12 protein-coding genes and 1 pseudogene are annotated in these 14,464 nt (G+C 62.1%); 10 read left to right on the top strand and 3 right to left on the bottom strand.

Annotation, left to right across the window (positions count from 1 at the left end; genetic code table 11):
• Positions 1–16: 16 nt before the first annotated feature.
• From hisS to VQ575_RS21550, 7 genes are all read left to right on the top strand, one after another.
• On the top strand, positions 17–1,306 hold the full coding sequence (gene hisS, locus VQ575_RS21580) for a histidine--tRNA ligase (protein WP_325918385.1): 1,290 nt from the start codon (positions 17–19) through the stop codon (positions 1,304–1,306).
• A gap of 40 nt (positions 1,307–1,346) precedes the next feature.
• Complete coding sequence (locus tag VQ575_RS21575; RefSeq protein WP_325918384.1) at positions 1,347–1,988, top strand: tetratricopeptide repeat protein; 642 nt, start codon at positions 1,347–1,349, stop codon at positions 1,986–1,988.
• A complete protein-coding gene (gene bamB, locus VQ575_RS21570) occupies positions 1,981–3,132 on the top strand; it encodes an outer membrane protein assembly factor BamB (protein ID WP_039592111.1) in 1,152 nt (383 codons plus the stop codon). The genes VQ575_RS21575 and bamB overlap by 8 nt, the downstream gene beginning before the upstream one ends.
• A 133-nt stretch (positions 3,133–3,265) precedes the next feature.
• The gene (gene der / locus VQ575_RS21565) at positions 3,266–4,738 is read left to right on the top strand and encodes a ribosome biogenesis GTPase Der (RefSeq protein ID WP_045155133.1); all 1,473 of its coding nucleotides are present in this window, start codon (positions 3,266–3,268) and stop codon (positions 4,736–4,738) included.
• Positions 4,739–4,878: 140 nt separating this feature from the next.
• Entirely contained in the window at positions 4,879–6,027 is a 1,149-nt protein-coding gene (locus VQ575_RS21560; protein WP_045155134.1) for a pyridoxal phosphate-dependent aminotransferase, read from the top strand.
• Positions 6,015–6,809: an amidohydrolase gene (locus VQ575_RS21555; RefSeq protein WP_325918383.1), complete on the top strand. Its 795-nt coding sequence runs from the start codon at positions 6,015–6,017 to the stop codon at positions 6,807–6,809. Before VQ575_RS21560 ends, VQ575_RS21555 begins: the two co-directional genes overlap by 13 nt.
• 64 nt (positions 6,810–6,873) lie before the next feature.
• The gene (locus VQ575_RS21550; RefSeq protein WP_325918381.1) at positions 6,874–7,293 is read left to right on the top strand and encodes a hypothetical protein; all 420 of its coding nucleotides are present in this window, start codon (positions 6,874–6,876) and stop codon (positions 7,291–7,293) included.
• Positions 7,294–7,498: 205 nt separating this feature from the next.
• Here the strand turns inward: VQ575_RS21550 and leuA are convergent, their stop codons facing one another.
• The 3 genes from leuA to xseA all read right to left on the bottom strand — a co-directional run bounded on the left by leuA (position 7,499) and on the right by xseA (position 11,736).
• Positions 7,499–9,178, bottom strand: coding sequence for a 2-isopropylmalate synthase (gene leuA, locus VQ575_RS21545; protein ID WP_039592105.1), 1,680 nt, complete (start codon positions 9,176–9,178; stop codon positions 7,499–7,501).
• Between the two features lie 353 nt (positions 9,179–9,531).
• The gene (locus VQ575_RS21540; protein ID WP_198725771.1) at positions 9,532–10,353 is read right to left on the bottom strand and encodes a peptidoglycan DD-metalloendopeptidase family protein; all 822 of its coding nucleotides are present in this window, start codon (positions 10,351–10,353) and stop codon (positions 9,532–9,534) included.
• A 3-nt stretch (positions 10,354–10,356) separates the two neighbouring features.
• On the bottom strand, positions 10,357–11,736 hold the full coding sequence (gene xseA / locus VQ575_RS21535) for an exodeoxyribonuclease VII large subunit (protein WP_039592102.1): 1,380 nt from the start codon (positions 11,734–11,736) through the stop codon (positions 10,357–10,359).
• 186 nt (positions 11,737–11,922) lie between these two features.
• On the opposite strand from xseA, the pseudogene VQ575_RS21530 reads away from it, so the two are divergent.
• The 3 genes and pseudogenes from VQ575_RS21530 to guaB all read left to right on the top strand — a co-directional run.
• A pseudogene (locus VQ575_RS21530) lies at positions 11,923–12,177 on the top strand (sulfite exporter TauE/SafE family protein); the annotation flags it as partial.
• 69 nt (positions 12,178–12,246) lie between these two features.
• On the top strand, positions 12,247–12,795 hold the full coding sequence (locus VQ575_RS21525; RefSeq protein WP_039592100.1) for a hypothetical protein: 549 nt from the start codon (positions 12,247–12,249) through the stop codon (positions 12,793–12,795).
• Between the two features lie 141 nt (positions 12,796–12,936).
• On the top strand, positions 12,937–14,406 hold the full coding sequence (guaB, locus tag VQ575_RS21520) for an IMP dehydrogenase (protein WP_039592097.1): 1,470 nt from the start codon (positions 12,937–12,939) through the stop codon (positions 14,404–14,406).
• Positions 14,407–14,464: the final 58 nt, after the last annotated feature.

Raw genomic sequence — 14,464 nt, 5'->3', positions numbered from 1 at the left:
AGATTAAGGAATACATGTGAGCAAGTCTCTGCAAGCCATTCGTGGCATGAACGACATCCTGCCCGAGCAGACGCCCCTGTGGCGTTATTTCGAGGGCACCGTGGCGCGTTTGCTGGATAACTATGGTTATCGGCAGATTCGTATGCCAATTGTCGAATTCACCGAGCTGTTCAAGCGCTCCATCGGTGAAGTGACCGACATCGTCGAAAAAGAGATGTACACCTTCGACGACCGCAACGGCGATTCGCTGACCTTGCGCCCGGAAGGCACCGCAGCCTGCGTGCGTGCAGTGCTCGAACACGGTATCACCGGCGGCGGCCAGGTGCAGAAACTCTGGTACGTCGGCCCGATGTTCCGCCACGAACGCCCACAGAAAGGCCGTTATCGCCAGTTCCACCAGATTGGTCTCGAGGTGTTTAACCTGGAAGGGCCGGACATCGACGCCGAGCTGATCGTGATGACCTGGCGCCTGTGGGGCGAGCTGGGGCTGCGTGATGCGGTCAAGCTTGAGCTCAACAGCCTGGGCACCAGCGAATCCCGTGGTCGCTACCGTGAAGCGTTGGTGGAGTTTCTTTCCGCTCACATCGACAAGCTGGACGAAGACAGCCGGCGCCGCCTGAAGACCAACCCGTTGCGTGTGCTTGACACCAAGAACGCCGAGACCCAGGCGATCCTGGTGGACGCGCCGAAAATGGCCGACTACCTCGACGACGAGTCCCGTGCGCACTTCGAAGGGCTGAAGGCACGCCTCGACGCCGTGGGCATCCCTTACGTGATCAACCCCAAGTTGGTTCGTGGCCTGGATTACTACAGCAAGACCGTTTTCGAGTGGGTCACCGACAAGCTCGGCGCCCAGGGCACCGTGTGTGCCGGCGGCCGCTACGACGGACTGGTGGAGCAGATGGGTGGCAAGCCGACCCCGGGCGTGGGCTTCGCCATGGGCATCGAGCGCCTGGTGCTGATGCTCGAAGCGCTGGATAAAGTGCCTGAAGAGCTGTCCCGTCAGGTCGACGTCTACCTGTGCGCCTTTGGCGAGGCCGCCGAACTGGCCGCCCTGGCCTTGAGCGAGCGGATCCGTGACCAGTTGCCCAACCTGCGCCTGCAGATCAACGCTGGTGCCGGCAGCTTCAAGAGCCAATTCAAGAAGGCCGACAAGAGCGGTGCGCTGTACGCATTGATCCTCGGTGACGACGAACTGGCCCAACAAGTGGTAGGTTTCAAACCCCTGCGTGGCCAGGGCGAACAACAAAGCATTGCCTGGGATGCGCTTGCTGCACACCTGGCCACCTGCGTCGTGCAGGGTTGAAGCTGTCAAACAGCCGATTTAGCGATTAAGGAGTATTGGGGTGTCGAGTACCGAAGATGAACAGCTGGCGGATTTGAAGGACTGGTGGACGCGCAATGGCAAGCCGCTGGTCACTGGCGGCCTGTTGGCGCTGGTCATCGTGTTCGGCTGGCAGGCCTACCAGAAATACCAGAGCAACCAGTCGCAAGGCGCCTCGATGCTCTATCAGCAATTGCTGGAAACCACCCTGACCCCGGACGGCAAGCCTGACGCGGCCCGCGTGGCGGACCTGGCCGGCAAGCTCAACAAGGAGTTTGGCGGCACCGCCTATGCCCAATACGGCAGCCTGTTCGTGGCCAAGGTCGCGGTGGACAGCGGCAAGCTGGATGACGCGGCCACCGAGCTGAAGGCGATCGTCGACAAGCCGGCCAACCCGACCCTGGGCGAAGTGGCGCGTCAGCGCCTGGCACAGGTCTTGGCCGCACAGAACAAGGCCGAAGACGCCTTGAAACTGCTCGACGGCGATGCCGACAAGGCGTTCCTGGCAACTCGCGAAGAACTCAAGGGCGACCTGCTAGTACAGCTGGGCCTTGCCGACGAGGCCCATGCGGCCTACCAAAAAGCCAAGGCTGCGCTGTCGGATGAAGCCGCGGTTGGTGGCCTGCAAATCAAGCTGGACGACCTGGCCAAAGGGGATGCGTGACGTGATCCGTTGGAAACATGCAGCATTGCTGGCCCTGGCCATTCTGGCCGCGGGTTGCAGCAGCAACAGCAAGAAAGAACTGCCTCCGGCCGAATTGACCGACTTCAAAGAAGAAGTCGTGTTGCAGAAGCAATGGAGCCGCTCCATCGGTGACGGCCAGGGTGAAACCTACAACATGCTGGTGCCTGCCATCGACGGCGACACCATCTATGCCGGCGACGTGACTGGCGTCGTCATGGCCATGGATCGCATGAACGGCGACGTGAAGTGGGAGAAAGATCTTGAGCTTCCTGTGTCCGGCGCCGTTGGCGTGGGTTATGGGCTGGTCATGATCGGCACGCTCAAGGGTGAGATCGTCGCCCTGGACGCGAGCAGCGGTGAAGAGAAATGGCGCGCCCGCGTGACCAGCGAAGTCCTCGCACCGCCCGCCACCAACGGCGACGTGGTGGTGGTCCAGACCCAGGATGACCGCTTGATCGGCCTGGACGCCGCCACCGGCAACCAGCGCTGGTTGTACGACAGCACCCCGGCGGTCCTGACCCTGCGCGGTACCAGCGCACCGATCGTCACCAACCGCCTCGCGGTGGCTGGCCTGTCGACCGGTAAAGTCGTGGCCCTGGACATTTCCAACGGCGTGCCGGTCTGGGAGCAGCGCGTAGCGATCCCGCAAGGTCGTTCGGAGTTGGAACGCGTGGTCGATATCGACGGCGGCTTGTTGCTGTCCGGCGGTACGCTGTACGTCGCCAGCTACCAGGGCCGCGTCGCGGCGCTTGACCTGGAAACCGGTCGTCCGTTGTGGCAGCGCGATGCGTCCAGCTACGCCGGTGTCGCCCAAGGCTTTGGCAGCGTCTACGTAAGCCTGTCCTCGGGCACCGTCGAAGGCGTTGACGAGCGTTCCACCACCGCATTGTGGAGCAACGACTCCCTGGCCCGCCGTCAACTGTCGGCCCCGGAAGTGTTCTCCAGCTACGTTGCAGTCGGTGACCTGGAAGGTTACCTGCACCTGCTCAGCCAGGTGGACGGTCGCTTCGTCGGCCGTGAGCGCATCGACAGCGACGGCCTGCGTGCCCGTCCTCTGGTGGTGGGCAGCATGATTTATGTGTATGGCAACAGCGGCAAACTGGAAGCCCTGACCATCAAGTAAGACTATGCTTGGGGCTAATCCCCCAAGCGGCCTTGTTCACGAGGCTTGCAGTGCTAGCACAGGCTGCCCCGAGCACCAGCCGCTGCCTCGCAGCGGCTTTTGTATTTTCTGAAATAACGAAGTGGAGAGCCGCATGGTTCCCGTAATCGCCCTGGTGGGCCGACCGAACGTCGGCAAGTCCACCTTGTTCAACCGCCTGACCAGGACTCGCGACGCCATCGTCGGCGACTTGTCCGGTCTGACCCGTGATCGCCAATACGGTGAGGCCAAGTGGCAAGGGCGTACCTATATTCTGGTCGACACCGGCGGCATCTCCGGTGATGAACACGGCATGGACGAAAAAATGGCCGAGCAGTCGCTGCTCGCCATCGAAGAAGCCGATGTGGTGCTGTTCCTGGTAGACGCCAAGGCCGGTTTTACCGCCGCCGACCAGATGATCGCCGAGCATCTGCGCAAGCGTAACAAGCGTTCCTACGTGGTCGCCAACAAGGTCGACAACATCGACCCGGACATGGCCCGCGCCGAGTTCGCGCCGTTGGGCATGGGCCAGGCGATCCCGATCGCCGGCGCCCACGGCCGTGGCATCACCCAGATGCTGGAAATCGCTCTGGAGAGTTTTCCGAAGGACGATGAAGACGAGCCGGAAGAGGGCGAGGAAGAAGTCGTTGCCGAAGGCGAGGAAGCCAAGCGCATTCCGGGCCCGAGCGAAAAAGACGGCATCAAGATCGCAATCATCGGCCGCCCGAACGTCGGCAAGTCGACCTTGGTCAACCGCATGCTCGGCGAAGACCGGGTCATCGTCTACGATCAGCCCGGCACCACCCGCGACAGCATCTACATTCCCTTCGAGCGTAACGAAGAGAAGTACACGCTGATCGACACCGCCGGTGTGCGCAAGCGCGGCAAGATCCACGAAGAAGTCGAAAAGTTCTCCGTGGTCAAGACGCTGCAGGCGATCAAGGACGCCAACGTGGTGATCTTCGTGATGGACGCCCGCGAAGGTGTGGTCGATCACGACCTGAACCTGCTGGGCTTTGCCCTGGAAGCCGGTCGTGCATTGGTCATCGCGATCAACAAGTGGGACGGCATGACGCCGAGCGAGCGGGACTTCGTGAAGGTCGAATTGCAGCGCCGGCTGTTCTTCGTCGACTTCGCCGACATCCACTTCATCTCGGCCTTGCACGGCACGGGCGTGGGCAATCTCTACGCTTCGGTGCAGAACTCGTTCAAGTCCGCAGTGACCCGCTGGCCGACCAACCGCCTGACCCAGATCCTCGAGGACGCCGTCGGCGAGCACGCGCCACCGATGGTCAACAACCGTCGGATCAAGCTGCGCTACGCCCACTTGGGTGGTGCCAACCCGCCGATCATCGTGATCCACGGTAACCAGATCGAGAAGGTGCCCAAGTCGTACGTTCGCTACCTGGAGAACACCTACCGTCGCGTCCTGAAGCTGGTCGGTACGCCGATTCGCATCGAGTTCAAGGGCGGCGAGAACCCGTATGAAGGCAACAAGAACACGCTCACCGACCGTCAGGTCAACAAGAAGCGTCGCTTGATGTCGCACCACAAGAAGGCCGACAAGAAGCGCCGCGACAAGCGCTGAGCCGGGATTTGTCCGGATCGCTTTTGTGGCGACAGTTGGAGAGGGTGCCCACGGGCACCCTTTTTCATGCCCGGCGATTGGGCTATCCTCGACCTCTCCCGCGCCGCACCAGAGCCGGGTGCAGACCCAGGGAAACCTCGATGATCACCAGCAAGTTGCCGAACGTCGGCATCACGATTTTCACCCAGATGTCGCAGCTCGCCGCGCAGACCGGTGCGCTGAACCTGTCCCAGGGTTTTCCCGATTTCGATGGCCCGCAAGCGCTGCGCGATGCGGTCGGCCGGCACATAGCCCAAGGCCACAACCAATATTCCCCCATGACCGGCCTGCCGGTGCTGCGGCAGCAGATTGCGGCGAAGATCGCCCGCAGCTATGGCGCCAGCGTCGATGCCGATCAGGAAGTCACCGTGACCCCTGGCGCGACCCAGGCGATTTTCTGCGCCATCGCGGCGGTGGTTAACAGCGGCGACGAAGTCATCGTCTTCGACCCGGCCTACGACAGCTACGAACCTGCCGTGCAACTGGCCGGCGGACGTTGCGTGCATGTTCAACTGGGCCTGGACGACTTCGCCATCGACTTTGAGAAACTCGGCGAAGCCCTGAGCCCGCGCACGCGAATGATCATCCTCAACACGCCGCACAACCCCAGCGGAGCCCTGATCAGCCGCGCCGAGCTGGACCAGTTGGCGGCCTTGATCCGCGACCGCGACATCTACCTGATCAGCGACGAAGTCTATGAGCATCTGGTGTTTGACGGCGTGCCCCATGTCAGCGTGCTAGCCCATGAGGAGCTGTATCGCCGCGCCTTCGTGGTCAGTTCGTTCGGCAAGACCTACCACGTCACCGGCTGGAAGACCGGTTACGTCGTGGCGCCACCGGCCCTGACGGCGGAGCTGCGCAAGGTGCATCAGTACGTCAGCTTCTGCGGCGTGACCCCGTTGCAGTTTGCGTTGGCCGATTACATGGCCGAGCATCCGGAGCACGTCGACGAGCTGCCGGACTTCTACCAGGCCAAGCGCGACCTGTTCTGCGATCTGCTGGCGCCGTCGCGGTTCAGCTACAAGCGCGTCGCCGGCACCTATTTCCAGCTGGTGGATTACTCGCAAATCCGCCCGGACCTCAATGACGTCGACATGGCGGTATGGATGACGCGCGAACATGGCGTGGCGACCATTCCGATCTCGGTCTTCTACCAGAACCCGCCAGAGGGCCAGCGCCTGGTGCGCCTGTGCTTTGCCAAGCGCGAGGAGACGCTGCGCGAAGCGGCGGAAAAACTATGCGTGATCTGAGTGCGTTGCCCAACCTGAACATTGCCTTGATCCAGACCACGCTGGCCTGGCATGACCGTCGGGCCAACCTGGAACATTTCGAGGTGCTGCTCGATCAGGCGCGTGGGGCGGATCTGATCATCCTGCCGGAAATGTTCACCACCGGTTTTTCCATGGAGTCCGAGACCCTGGCCGAGCCGGAGCACGGGCCCACCAGCCGCTGGCTCAAGGACCAGGCGGCGAAGCTGGATGCGGTGATCACCGGCAGCGTGATCGTCCAGGCCGGCGACGGCACGCATCGTAATCGCTTGCTGTGGGCACGGCCCGATGGCGAGGTGCTGCATTACGACAAGCGCCATCTGTTCCGCATGGCCGGCGAGCACAACCATTACACACCGGGTGAGCGGCAGGTGCTGTTCGAGCTCAAGGGCTGGCGGATCCGACCATTGATCTGCTACGACCTGCGTTTTCCCGCGTGGAGCCGCGACGCCGAAGACACCGATTTATTGCTGTACACCGCCAACTGGCCAGGCGCCCGGCGTCAGCATTGGAACCGCCTGCTCCCGGCGCGGGCCATCGAAAACCTGTGCTACGTGGCGGCGGTGAACCGGGTCGGCACCGACGGCAAGGGCTTTGCCTACACCGGTGACAGTCAGGTGCTGGACTTCCAGGGTGAGACGCTGCTCAGCGCCGGTGAAGCCGATGGGGTGTTTTCTGTTTCGCTGAGTGCGACGGACCTGGCGGCGTATCGCACTCGGTTTCCGGCGAACCTGGACGCTGATCGCTTCGAGTTCACGAATTGAAACGATTCAGCCCTCAAGTAACGGTGTTGTGAGCCGATAACCGGTCAGCCAAGGAGGAGTCCCTATGACCAGCATCAGCGCAACGACCGTAAACCCTTATCCATTATCGGCCCCCAAAGTCTCCATCCGTGGGGCCGAAGAAGAAAAAGCGGTCAGTCCAGTGGCATTGGCTGACAGCAGCGAAGACAAAGACAAGAAACTGGCAGTCGACACCAGCGGCGCGAATATCGCCGGTGCGGGTGGCAGCAGCGGCAGCGGCGATGTCATCGAACAACTGAAGAAGCAGATCGAACAGACCGAAAAGTTGCTGGCCGAACAGCAGGCCCAGCTAGCACGGGTGCAAAAAAGCCGCGCCGATGAGGAGCAGAAAGCCCAGGAAACCATGGCGATCCAGACTCAGATCATGGCGACACAAGCGACGTTGCAGACCCTGCAGGCCGCGCTGTTGCAGGCGATGACTATTTCGATCGATACCCATGCCTGACATCCCGGCAGTCTGTTAGGGCCCCTTCGCGAGCAAGCCCGCTCCCACAGGAGATTTCTGTCAGGCACAGAATTTGTGTCCACCGCAGATCCATTGTGGGAGCGGCTTGCTCGCGAAGGGGCCGGAACAGCCAACCCAAAATCCAAGCCAAACAAAAAGGCCCTGAGGTTCACACCCCAGGGCCTTTTTGCATTTCATCGATGGATCAAGCCGCCTTGGCTTCCGGCTGGCTCAGCGAGCGGTTCAGCGCACTGAACAGTGCCTTGAAGCTCGCGGTGGTGATGTTCTCATCGATACCCACGCCATGCACCGCACGCTCGCCGTTGACCCGCAGTTCGATGTACGCCGCCGCCTTGGCATTGGTGCCGGCGCCGATCGCATGTTCGTTGTAGTCCATGATTTCCACCGGAATCGGCAGGCCGGCCACCAGCGCTTCCAGCGCGCCGTTGCCTTTGCCGCGCCAGTGCAGGTTGGTCTCGCCCTGGCCCTTGCTCGCCACTTCCACTTCCACGGCGCTGTTGCCGTTTTCTTCCTGCAGGCGATGGCTGACCAGCGCGTACGGGGTGTTGGCTTGCAGGTATTCACGCTGCAGCAGGGCATGGATCTGCTGGGCGGTCATCTCCAGGCCCAGGCGATCGGTTTCGCGCTGCACCACCTGGCTGAACTCGATCTGCATGCGACGCGGCAGGCTGATGCCGTATTCCTGTTCCAGCAGGTAGGCGATACCGCCCTTGCCCGACTGGCTGTTGACCCGAATCACCGCCTCATAGCTGCGGCCGATGTCGGCCGGGTCGATCGGCAGGTACGGCACTTCCCACAGGGTGTCCGGTTTCTGCTGGGCGAAGCCCTTGCGGATCGCATCCTGGTGCGAGCCCGAGAATGCGGTGTGAACCAGGTCGCCGACGTACGGATGACGTGGGTGCACCGGGATCTGGTTGCATTCTTCGACCACTTTGCGCACGCCATCGATGTCGGAGAAGTCCAACTCGGGGTCGATGCCCTGTGTGTAGAGGTTCAGCGCCACGGTCACCAGGTCGACGTTGCCGGTGCGTTCGCCGTTGCCGAACAGGCAGCCTTCGACACGGTCGGCGCCGGCCATCAGGCCCAGCTCGGTGGCGGCCACGCCGGTGCCACGGTCGTTGTGGGTGTGCAGGCTGATGAGCACGCTGTCACGACGGCTGATGTTGCGATGGAACCACTCGATCTGGTCGGCGTAGATGTTCGGGGTGGCGACTTCCACGGTGGCTGGCAGGTTGAGGATCACCTTGCGCTCCGGGGTCGGGTTCCACACTTCGATCACCGCGTCGCAGACTTCCTTGGCGAATTCCAGCTCGGTGGCGCTGAACGTCTCTGGCGAATACTCGAACTGCCACTGGGTTTCCGGCTGTTGCGCGGCGTATTTGACGAACAGCTTGGCTGCGTTCACCGCGATCTCCTTCACGCCTTCCTTGTCCTGGTTGAACACGATGCGGCGGAACGACGGGCAGGTGGCGTTATAGAGGTGGACGATGGCTTTCTTGGCGCCACGCAGGGATTCGAACGTGCGGGCGATCAGGTCTTCACGGGCCTGGGTCAGCACCTGGATGGTGGTGTCGTCCGGGATGTGGCCTTCCTCGATGAGGGTGCGCACGAAGTCGAAGTCGGTCTGCGAGGCAGCCGGGAACGACGCTTCGATTTCCTTCACGCCCACCGCGACCAGGGTTTTCCAGAAGCGCAGCTTCTTGGCGGCGTCCATCGGCTCGATCAGCGACTGGTTGCCATCACGCAGGTCGGAACTGCACCAGATCGGCGCGGCGGTGATGGTCTTCGATGGCCAGGTGCGATCCGGCAGGTTGATGGTCGGGAAGGCGCGGTATTTCGAAGACGGGTCTTTGAGCATGCTCATGGGCGGAATCCTTATTGTCGTGGCCGGAAAGAGGCGGCCTGCCGGTGGTTCTAATGGGGGGGCTGATTAGCCGGGACGAGGTGCCGCAATTCAGCCCGGCAGTCGTGCGCTGACGAGGCACAGGCTGCGGTGCTGGCGAAGCTGGATGAGGGTATGAGAGGTTTTCATGCTTTCAACCCTAACCGCGTGGACGGGGGGTTGCAAGCAGTCGAAAAAAATTGAGAGAAGTTCTGCTTTTAGGCGGTCTGACGAGATTTAATCGCGTGACGATGAGGTATTTGTCGTTTTATTGCGTCGATGCTTTTCACTCGGCAATCCGTGGCGAAGAGGCCAGTAGCCTCACCGCAAACTACTCAAGGTTGGAAAGCCCCGATAAAAATCGCCGGATCCACCCGCGCATCGTTCAGGCTGATGTTCCAGTGCATGTGTGGCCCAGTCGCACGGCCCGTGGCGCCGACCTTGCCGACCACGGTGCCCCGGGCCAGTTGCTGGCCGACCTTCACATCGATCTTCGACATGTGGCAGAACATGCTGATGAAGCCCTGGCCATGGTCGACGAACACGGTGTTGCCATTGAAGAAGTAATTGCCGGTGAGGATCACCTTGCCGGCGGCCGGAGTCTTGATCGGCGTGCCGGCGGGCACGGCGAAGTCCAGGCCAGCGTGGGGGTTGCGCTCTTCGCCGTTAAAGAAACGGCGCACACCGAACTTGCTCGACAGCGGGCCGTTGACCGGCTTATCCAGCAACAGGTTGCTGGGGATGTTCGGGCTGAAGCTGCGGTAGGCCTTCAATTGCACCGCCAGCTCGGCGTCGATGCGCTTGAGGTCCGCCGGGTTCGGGTTGACCTGGCGCTTGTTCTTCAGCGTGATGTGCTGCTCGGGATACTTCTTGTAGCCAACCACGAAGGGTTGGGTGCCGCCGCCGCTGCTGATCTGCTGCGTGCCGGGCTGGACCGTCAGCGGAATGCCGACAATCGCCAGCCAATTCTGCTGTTCCTTGACCACTAATACCGGTTTGCCCTGATAGGTGGCTTTGGGTGCCTGGGCCGCGCTGCCCAGGTCCACCACGGCCACGCCGCCGGGCACGGGTTTGTTCAACAGGCGGGTGATGTAACTGTCGGCATGGGCGTTGAAAGTCAGGCACAGCAACAGCAGGGGGGCGAGGAATCGCGGCATGAATCAGTCCAGTAAAGAAAGGGTGACTGGCGTCAGGTGATTGTCTTCGACCCGCACCAGCAGTTCGCCTTCGCCGAGCTTGGCGGTCAGGCGCTGGCCAGTCCGGGTTTGTCCGGCGTTGCGGATCGCATGGCCGCGTTCGTCGAGCAGGATGCTGTAGCCACGACCGAGGGTCGCCAGGGGGCTGACGATGTGCAGCGTCTGCATCTGGTTTTGTAGCTGTACGCGTCGCGTTTTAAGGCCTTCGCGCATGGCTCGGGGCAGGCGTTCGGCGAGGCTGTCGAGGCGATGACGCAACATGGCCAACTGTCGGCCCGGATGTTGTCCAGCCAGGCGCGTTTCCAGGCGGATCAGCCGTTCGCGGCGGGTATTGAGGCTGCGTTCGAAGGCCCGGCGCATGCGCATGTCCAGGTCATCGAGGCGTTGCGCCTGTTGGCGCAGGCGTTCGCCGGGATGGCGCAGGCGCCGGGTGAGGCCTTCGAGGCGCAGTTGATCGCGCATCAGGCGGTCGCGCATGCGCATCACCAATCGCCGGTGCAGGCTTTCCACCCGGCGCACCAGGTCGCCAGCATCCGGCGCCAGCAGTTCAGCGGCGGCGGAAGGTGTAGGGGCGCGCACGTCGGCAACGAAATCGCTGATGGACACGTCGGTCTCATGGCCGACGGCGCTGACGATCGGCGTGACGCAGGCGTCCACGGCCCGGGCCACGGCTTCTTCGTTGAAGCACCACAAGTCTTCCAGCGAACCGCCGCCCCGGGCCAGGATCAGCGCGTCAAAGCCACGGGCATCGGCCAGTTTCAGCGCGCGGACGATTTGCCCGGTGGCTTCGCGGCCTTGCACGGCGGTGGGAATCAACGTCAGGGAAATCTGCGGCGCGCGGCGGCGGAACACACTGATGATGTCGCGGATCACCGCGCCGGTGGGCGAACTGATGATGCCGATGCGTTGCGGATGGGCCGGCAATGGCACCTTGCGCTCGGCGCTGAACAGGCCCTCGGCGCTGAGTTTTTCCTTCAGGGCATCGAAAGCCAGGCGCAGGGCGCCATCGCCGGCCGGCTCGACGGTGTCGAGGATCAGTTGATAATCGCCACGGCCTTCGAACAGCGAGACCTTGCCACGCACCTTCACCGCCAATCCGTCCTTCAAGGCCTGGCGCACCCGCGCGGCGTTCTGCCGGAACAGTGCGCAACGCACCTGGGCGCCGCTGTCCTTGAGGGTGAAGTACACGTGGCCGGAGGCGGGGCGGGCGAGGTTGGATATCTCGCCCTCGACCCAGATGTTGCTGAACACGTCCTCCAGCAACACCCGCGCACGGCCGTTGAGCTGGCTGACAGTCAGGACCTCGCGGTCCAGGCCCAGTCGGGCAAAGGGATCTTTAATCATGGGCGGCATGATAAGGGGATTCGCGTCTGAATCGCCATGTGTGCAAGGCAATTAGACCGAGTCGCTTGTTTCGCGACCAGACCCACGAAGGCGATGGGCCAGTCACCGCAAATGCTGGATATGCCATGACACATCTGGCTAAAGTCCCCGCTCTCCATATCAAGGAAGTGCCGGATGGATCTGTAGGCGGCGCGGGCGACCCAGAGTGCGCTGATCAGCTGCAGTACCGTGGTGCGCTTGAGTCTGTTCGTTATCGCGGGCGTGTATGCCGAGCTACCCTTGTTGGTATTGGCGCTGTGTTTGTTGCCGGCCATGGCGCTGGAGTTGTGGGTAGGGCGTCGCCTGACCATGAAGATGTCGCGCGAGGCATTCGTGCGCCTGGTCACCTGGCTGGTGCTCGCCAGTGGCCTGGCGTTGATCGGCCGCTACCTGAATGCTTGACCTGGCCCAGCCAGGGATTAAGCTGCCGGCCCTTTAGTAGATCCGCCAGGGAAACCTCCAGGCCTCGCCATGAATTCGCAAAGTATTATCGTCCCGAAAATTTCCACCTTGCCGGTCCACGAGCCTCGGGCTCGGGCGATCGTGCGCTGGCTGGTGCGCAAGAATATCGTCGAAGAGCAACTGACCACCTGCGGCCGCACCGGCAATCGCATGGCCCACGCTATCGCTCCCGGTGCCCGCGACGTGGTCCTGCATCCCGACGCGCTGCCGTTCGGCGAATCGATCAACGGCCTGGAAATCATCACCAAGCGTTGCATCTATACGCCGGCCAAGGGGTTCCTGGAAGAGGCCGGTTGCGCCGAGTGCCGCAAGGAAGTCGGCGAAGCGCTGTTTGAAAGCCTGGAAGATTGGATGCCTGGGCGCACTGATAACTTCACCTGTCCTGAATGCGGGCATGAAGACGACATCAATGGGTTTCTATTCCTGCAACCCTGTGCGTTCTCCAATCTGGGTTTCATTTTCAATAATTGGCTGGAGGCGGGGTTCAAGCAGGCCTTTGTCGATGAATTCGCCGATTGGCTCGATCAGCCGGTGAGTTGGGTGAAGGTGGAGTTGTAGATAGATGCATCACAGGATGGGCGTGCGGTGGTTTCACCCCACCAATCACCCCGCCAATAATAGACAGAGTTTTACATTGAGCCAGACGGGCTGCATGAGTATAATGGCGCGCTTCCATTTTCCCGCTCGGGAGCCCCCGCGATGCTGCGTATCAGCCAAGAAGCTCTGACCTTCGACGACATTCTCCTAGTGCCCGGTTATTCCGAGGTGCTGCCTAACGAAGTCAGTCTCAAAACCCGTCTCACCCGTGGCATCGAACTGAATATCCCCCTGGTTTCCGCCGCCATGGACACCGTGACCGAAGCCCGTCTGGCCATCGCCATGGCCCAGGAAGGCGGTATCGGGATCATCCACAAGAACATGACCATCGAACAGCAGGCCGCCGAAGTGCGCAAGGTCAAGCGGTTCGAGGCTGGCGTGGTCAAGGATCCGATCACCATCGAGGCTGACGCCACGGTCCGGGATCTGTTCGAACTGACCCGCATGCACAACATCTCCGGCGTTCCGGTGCTGCACGATGGCGACCTGGTCGGCATCGTCACTTCCCGCGACGTGCGTTTCGAAAACCGCCTGGATGCTTCCGTCCGCCAAGTGATGACGCCTAAAGAGCGCCTGGTCACGGTCAAGGAAGGCACCAGCAAGGACGAAGTTCGCGAGCTGTTGCACAAGCACCGCATCGAGCGCGTGCTGATCGTCGACGAGAAGTTTGCCCTCAAGGGGATGATGACCGTCAACGACATCGAAAAAGCCAAGGCCTACCCGCTGGCCAGCAAGGACGACCAAGGTCGTCTGCGCGTCGGCGCTGCCGTCGGCACTGGCAAGGACACCGGTGACCGTGTTGCCGCCCTGGTCAATGCCGGCGTTGACGTGGTGGTGGTCGACACCGCCCACGGTCACTCCAAAGGCGTGATCGACCGCGTTCGCTGGGTCAAGCAGAACTTCCCTGACGTGCAGGTGATCGGCGGCAACATCGCCACCGGCGCAGCCGCCAAGGCCCTGGCCGAAGCTGGCGCCGACGCGGTCAAGGTCGGTATCGGCCCTGGCTCGATCTGCACCACCCGTATCGTTGCCGGTGTCGGCGTGCCGCAGATCAGCGCCATCGCCAACGTCGCCGCCGCCCTTGAAGGCACTGGCGTACCGTTGATCGCCGACGGCGGTATCCGTTTCTCCGGTGACCTGTCCAAGGCCATCGTTGCCGGTGCCTACTGCGTGATGATGGGTTCGATGTTCGCCGGTACCGAAGAAGCGCCAGGCGAGATCGAGCTGTTCCAGGGCCGTAGCTACAAGGCCTATCGCGGCATGGGTTCGCTGGGCGCCATGTCCCAGGCCCAAGGCTCTTCCGACCGTTACTTCCAGGACTCCTCCGCGGGTGCCGAGAAGCTGGTACCGGAAGGCATCGAAGGTCGCGTGCCGTACAAAGGCACCTTGAGCGCCATCATCCATCAACTGATGGGCGGCCTGCGTTCTTCCATGGGCTACACCGGCAGCGCCGACATCGAAGAGATGCGCACCAAGCCGGAGTTCGTGCGCATCACCGGCGCCGGCATGGCCGAGTCCCATGTCCACGACGTGCAGATCACCAAGGAAGCGCCGAACTACCGCGTAGGTTAAGGCCTTCAGCAAAACGTTAATCACCGGGGCTGTTCATTCAGCCCCGAGTTGTTTCTGA

The sequence above is a fragment of the Pseudomonas frederiksbergensis genome (assembly GCF_035751725.1).
Classification (GTDB): domain Bacteria; phylum Pseudomonadota; class Gammaproteobacteria; order Pseudomonadales; family Pseudomonadaceae; genus Aquipseudomonas; species Aquipseudomonas frederiksbergensis_A.
This window is presented reverse-complemented; position numbering and strand designations above follow the sequence as displayed.

What these genes read in the sequence shown, in the direction of transcription:
- bamB (WP_039592111.1), top strand. Translation starts at nt 1,981, where the DNA reads ATGCGTGACGTGATCCGTTGGAAACATGCAGCATTGCTGGCCCTGGCC.
- der (WP_045155133.1), top strand. Translation starts at nt 3,266, where the DNA reads ATGGTTCCCGTAATCGCCCTGGTGGGCCGACCGAACGTCGGCAAGTCC.
- VQ575_RS21560 (WP_045155134.1), top strand. Translation starts at nt 4,879, where the DNA reads ATGATCACCAGCAAGTTGCCGAACGTCGGCATCACGATTTTCACCCAG.
- VQ575_RS21555 (WP_325918383.1), top strand. Translation starts at nt 6,015, where the DNA reads ATGCGTGATCTGAGTGCGTTGCCCAACCTGAACATTGCCTTGATCCAG.
- VQ575_RS21550 (WP_325918381.1), top strand. Translation starts at nt 6,874, where the DNA reads ATGACCAGCATCAGCGCAACGACCGTAAACCCTTATCCATTATCGGCC.
- leuA (WP_039592105.1), bottom strand. Translation starts at nt 9,178, where the DNA reads ATGAGCATGCTCAAAGACCCGTCTTCGAAATACCGCGCCTTCCCGACC.
- VQ575_RS21540 (WP_198725771.1), bottom strand. Translation starts at nt 10,353, where the DNA reads ATGCCGCGATTCCTCGCCCCCCTGCTGTTGCTGTGCCTGACTTTCAAC.
- xseA (WP_039592102.1), bottom strand. Translation starts at nt 11,736, where the DNA reads ATGATTAAAGATCCCTTTGCCCGACTGGGCCTGGACCGCGAGGTCCTG.
- VQ575_RS21525 (WP_039592100.1), top strand. Translation starts at nt 12,247, where the DNA reads ATGAATTCGCAAAGTATTATCGTCCCGAAAATTTCCACCTTGCCGGTC.
- guaB (WP_039592097.1), top strand. Translation starts at nt 12,937, where the DNA reads ATGCTGCGTATCAGCCAAGAAGCTCTGACCTTCGACGACATTCTCCTA.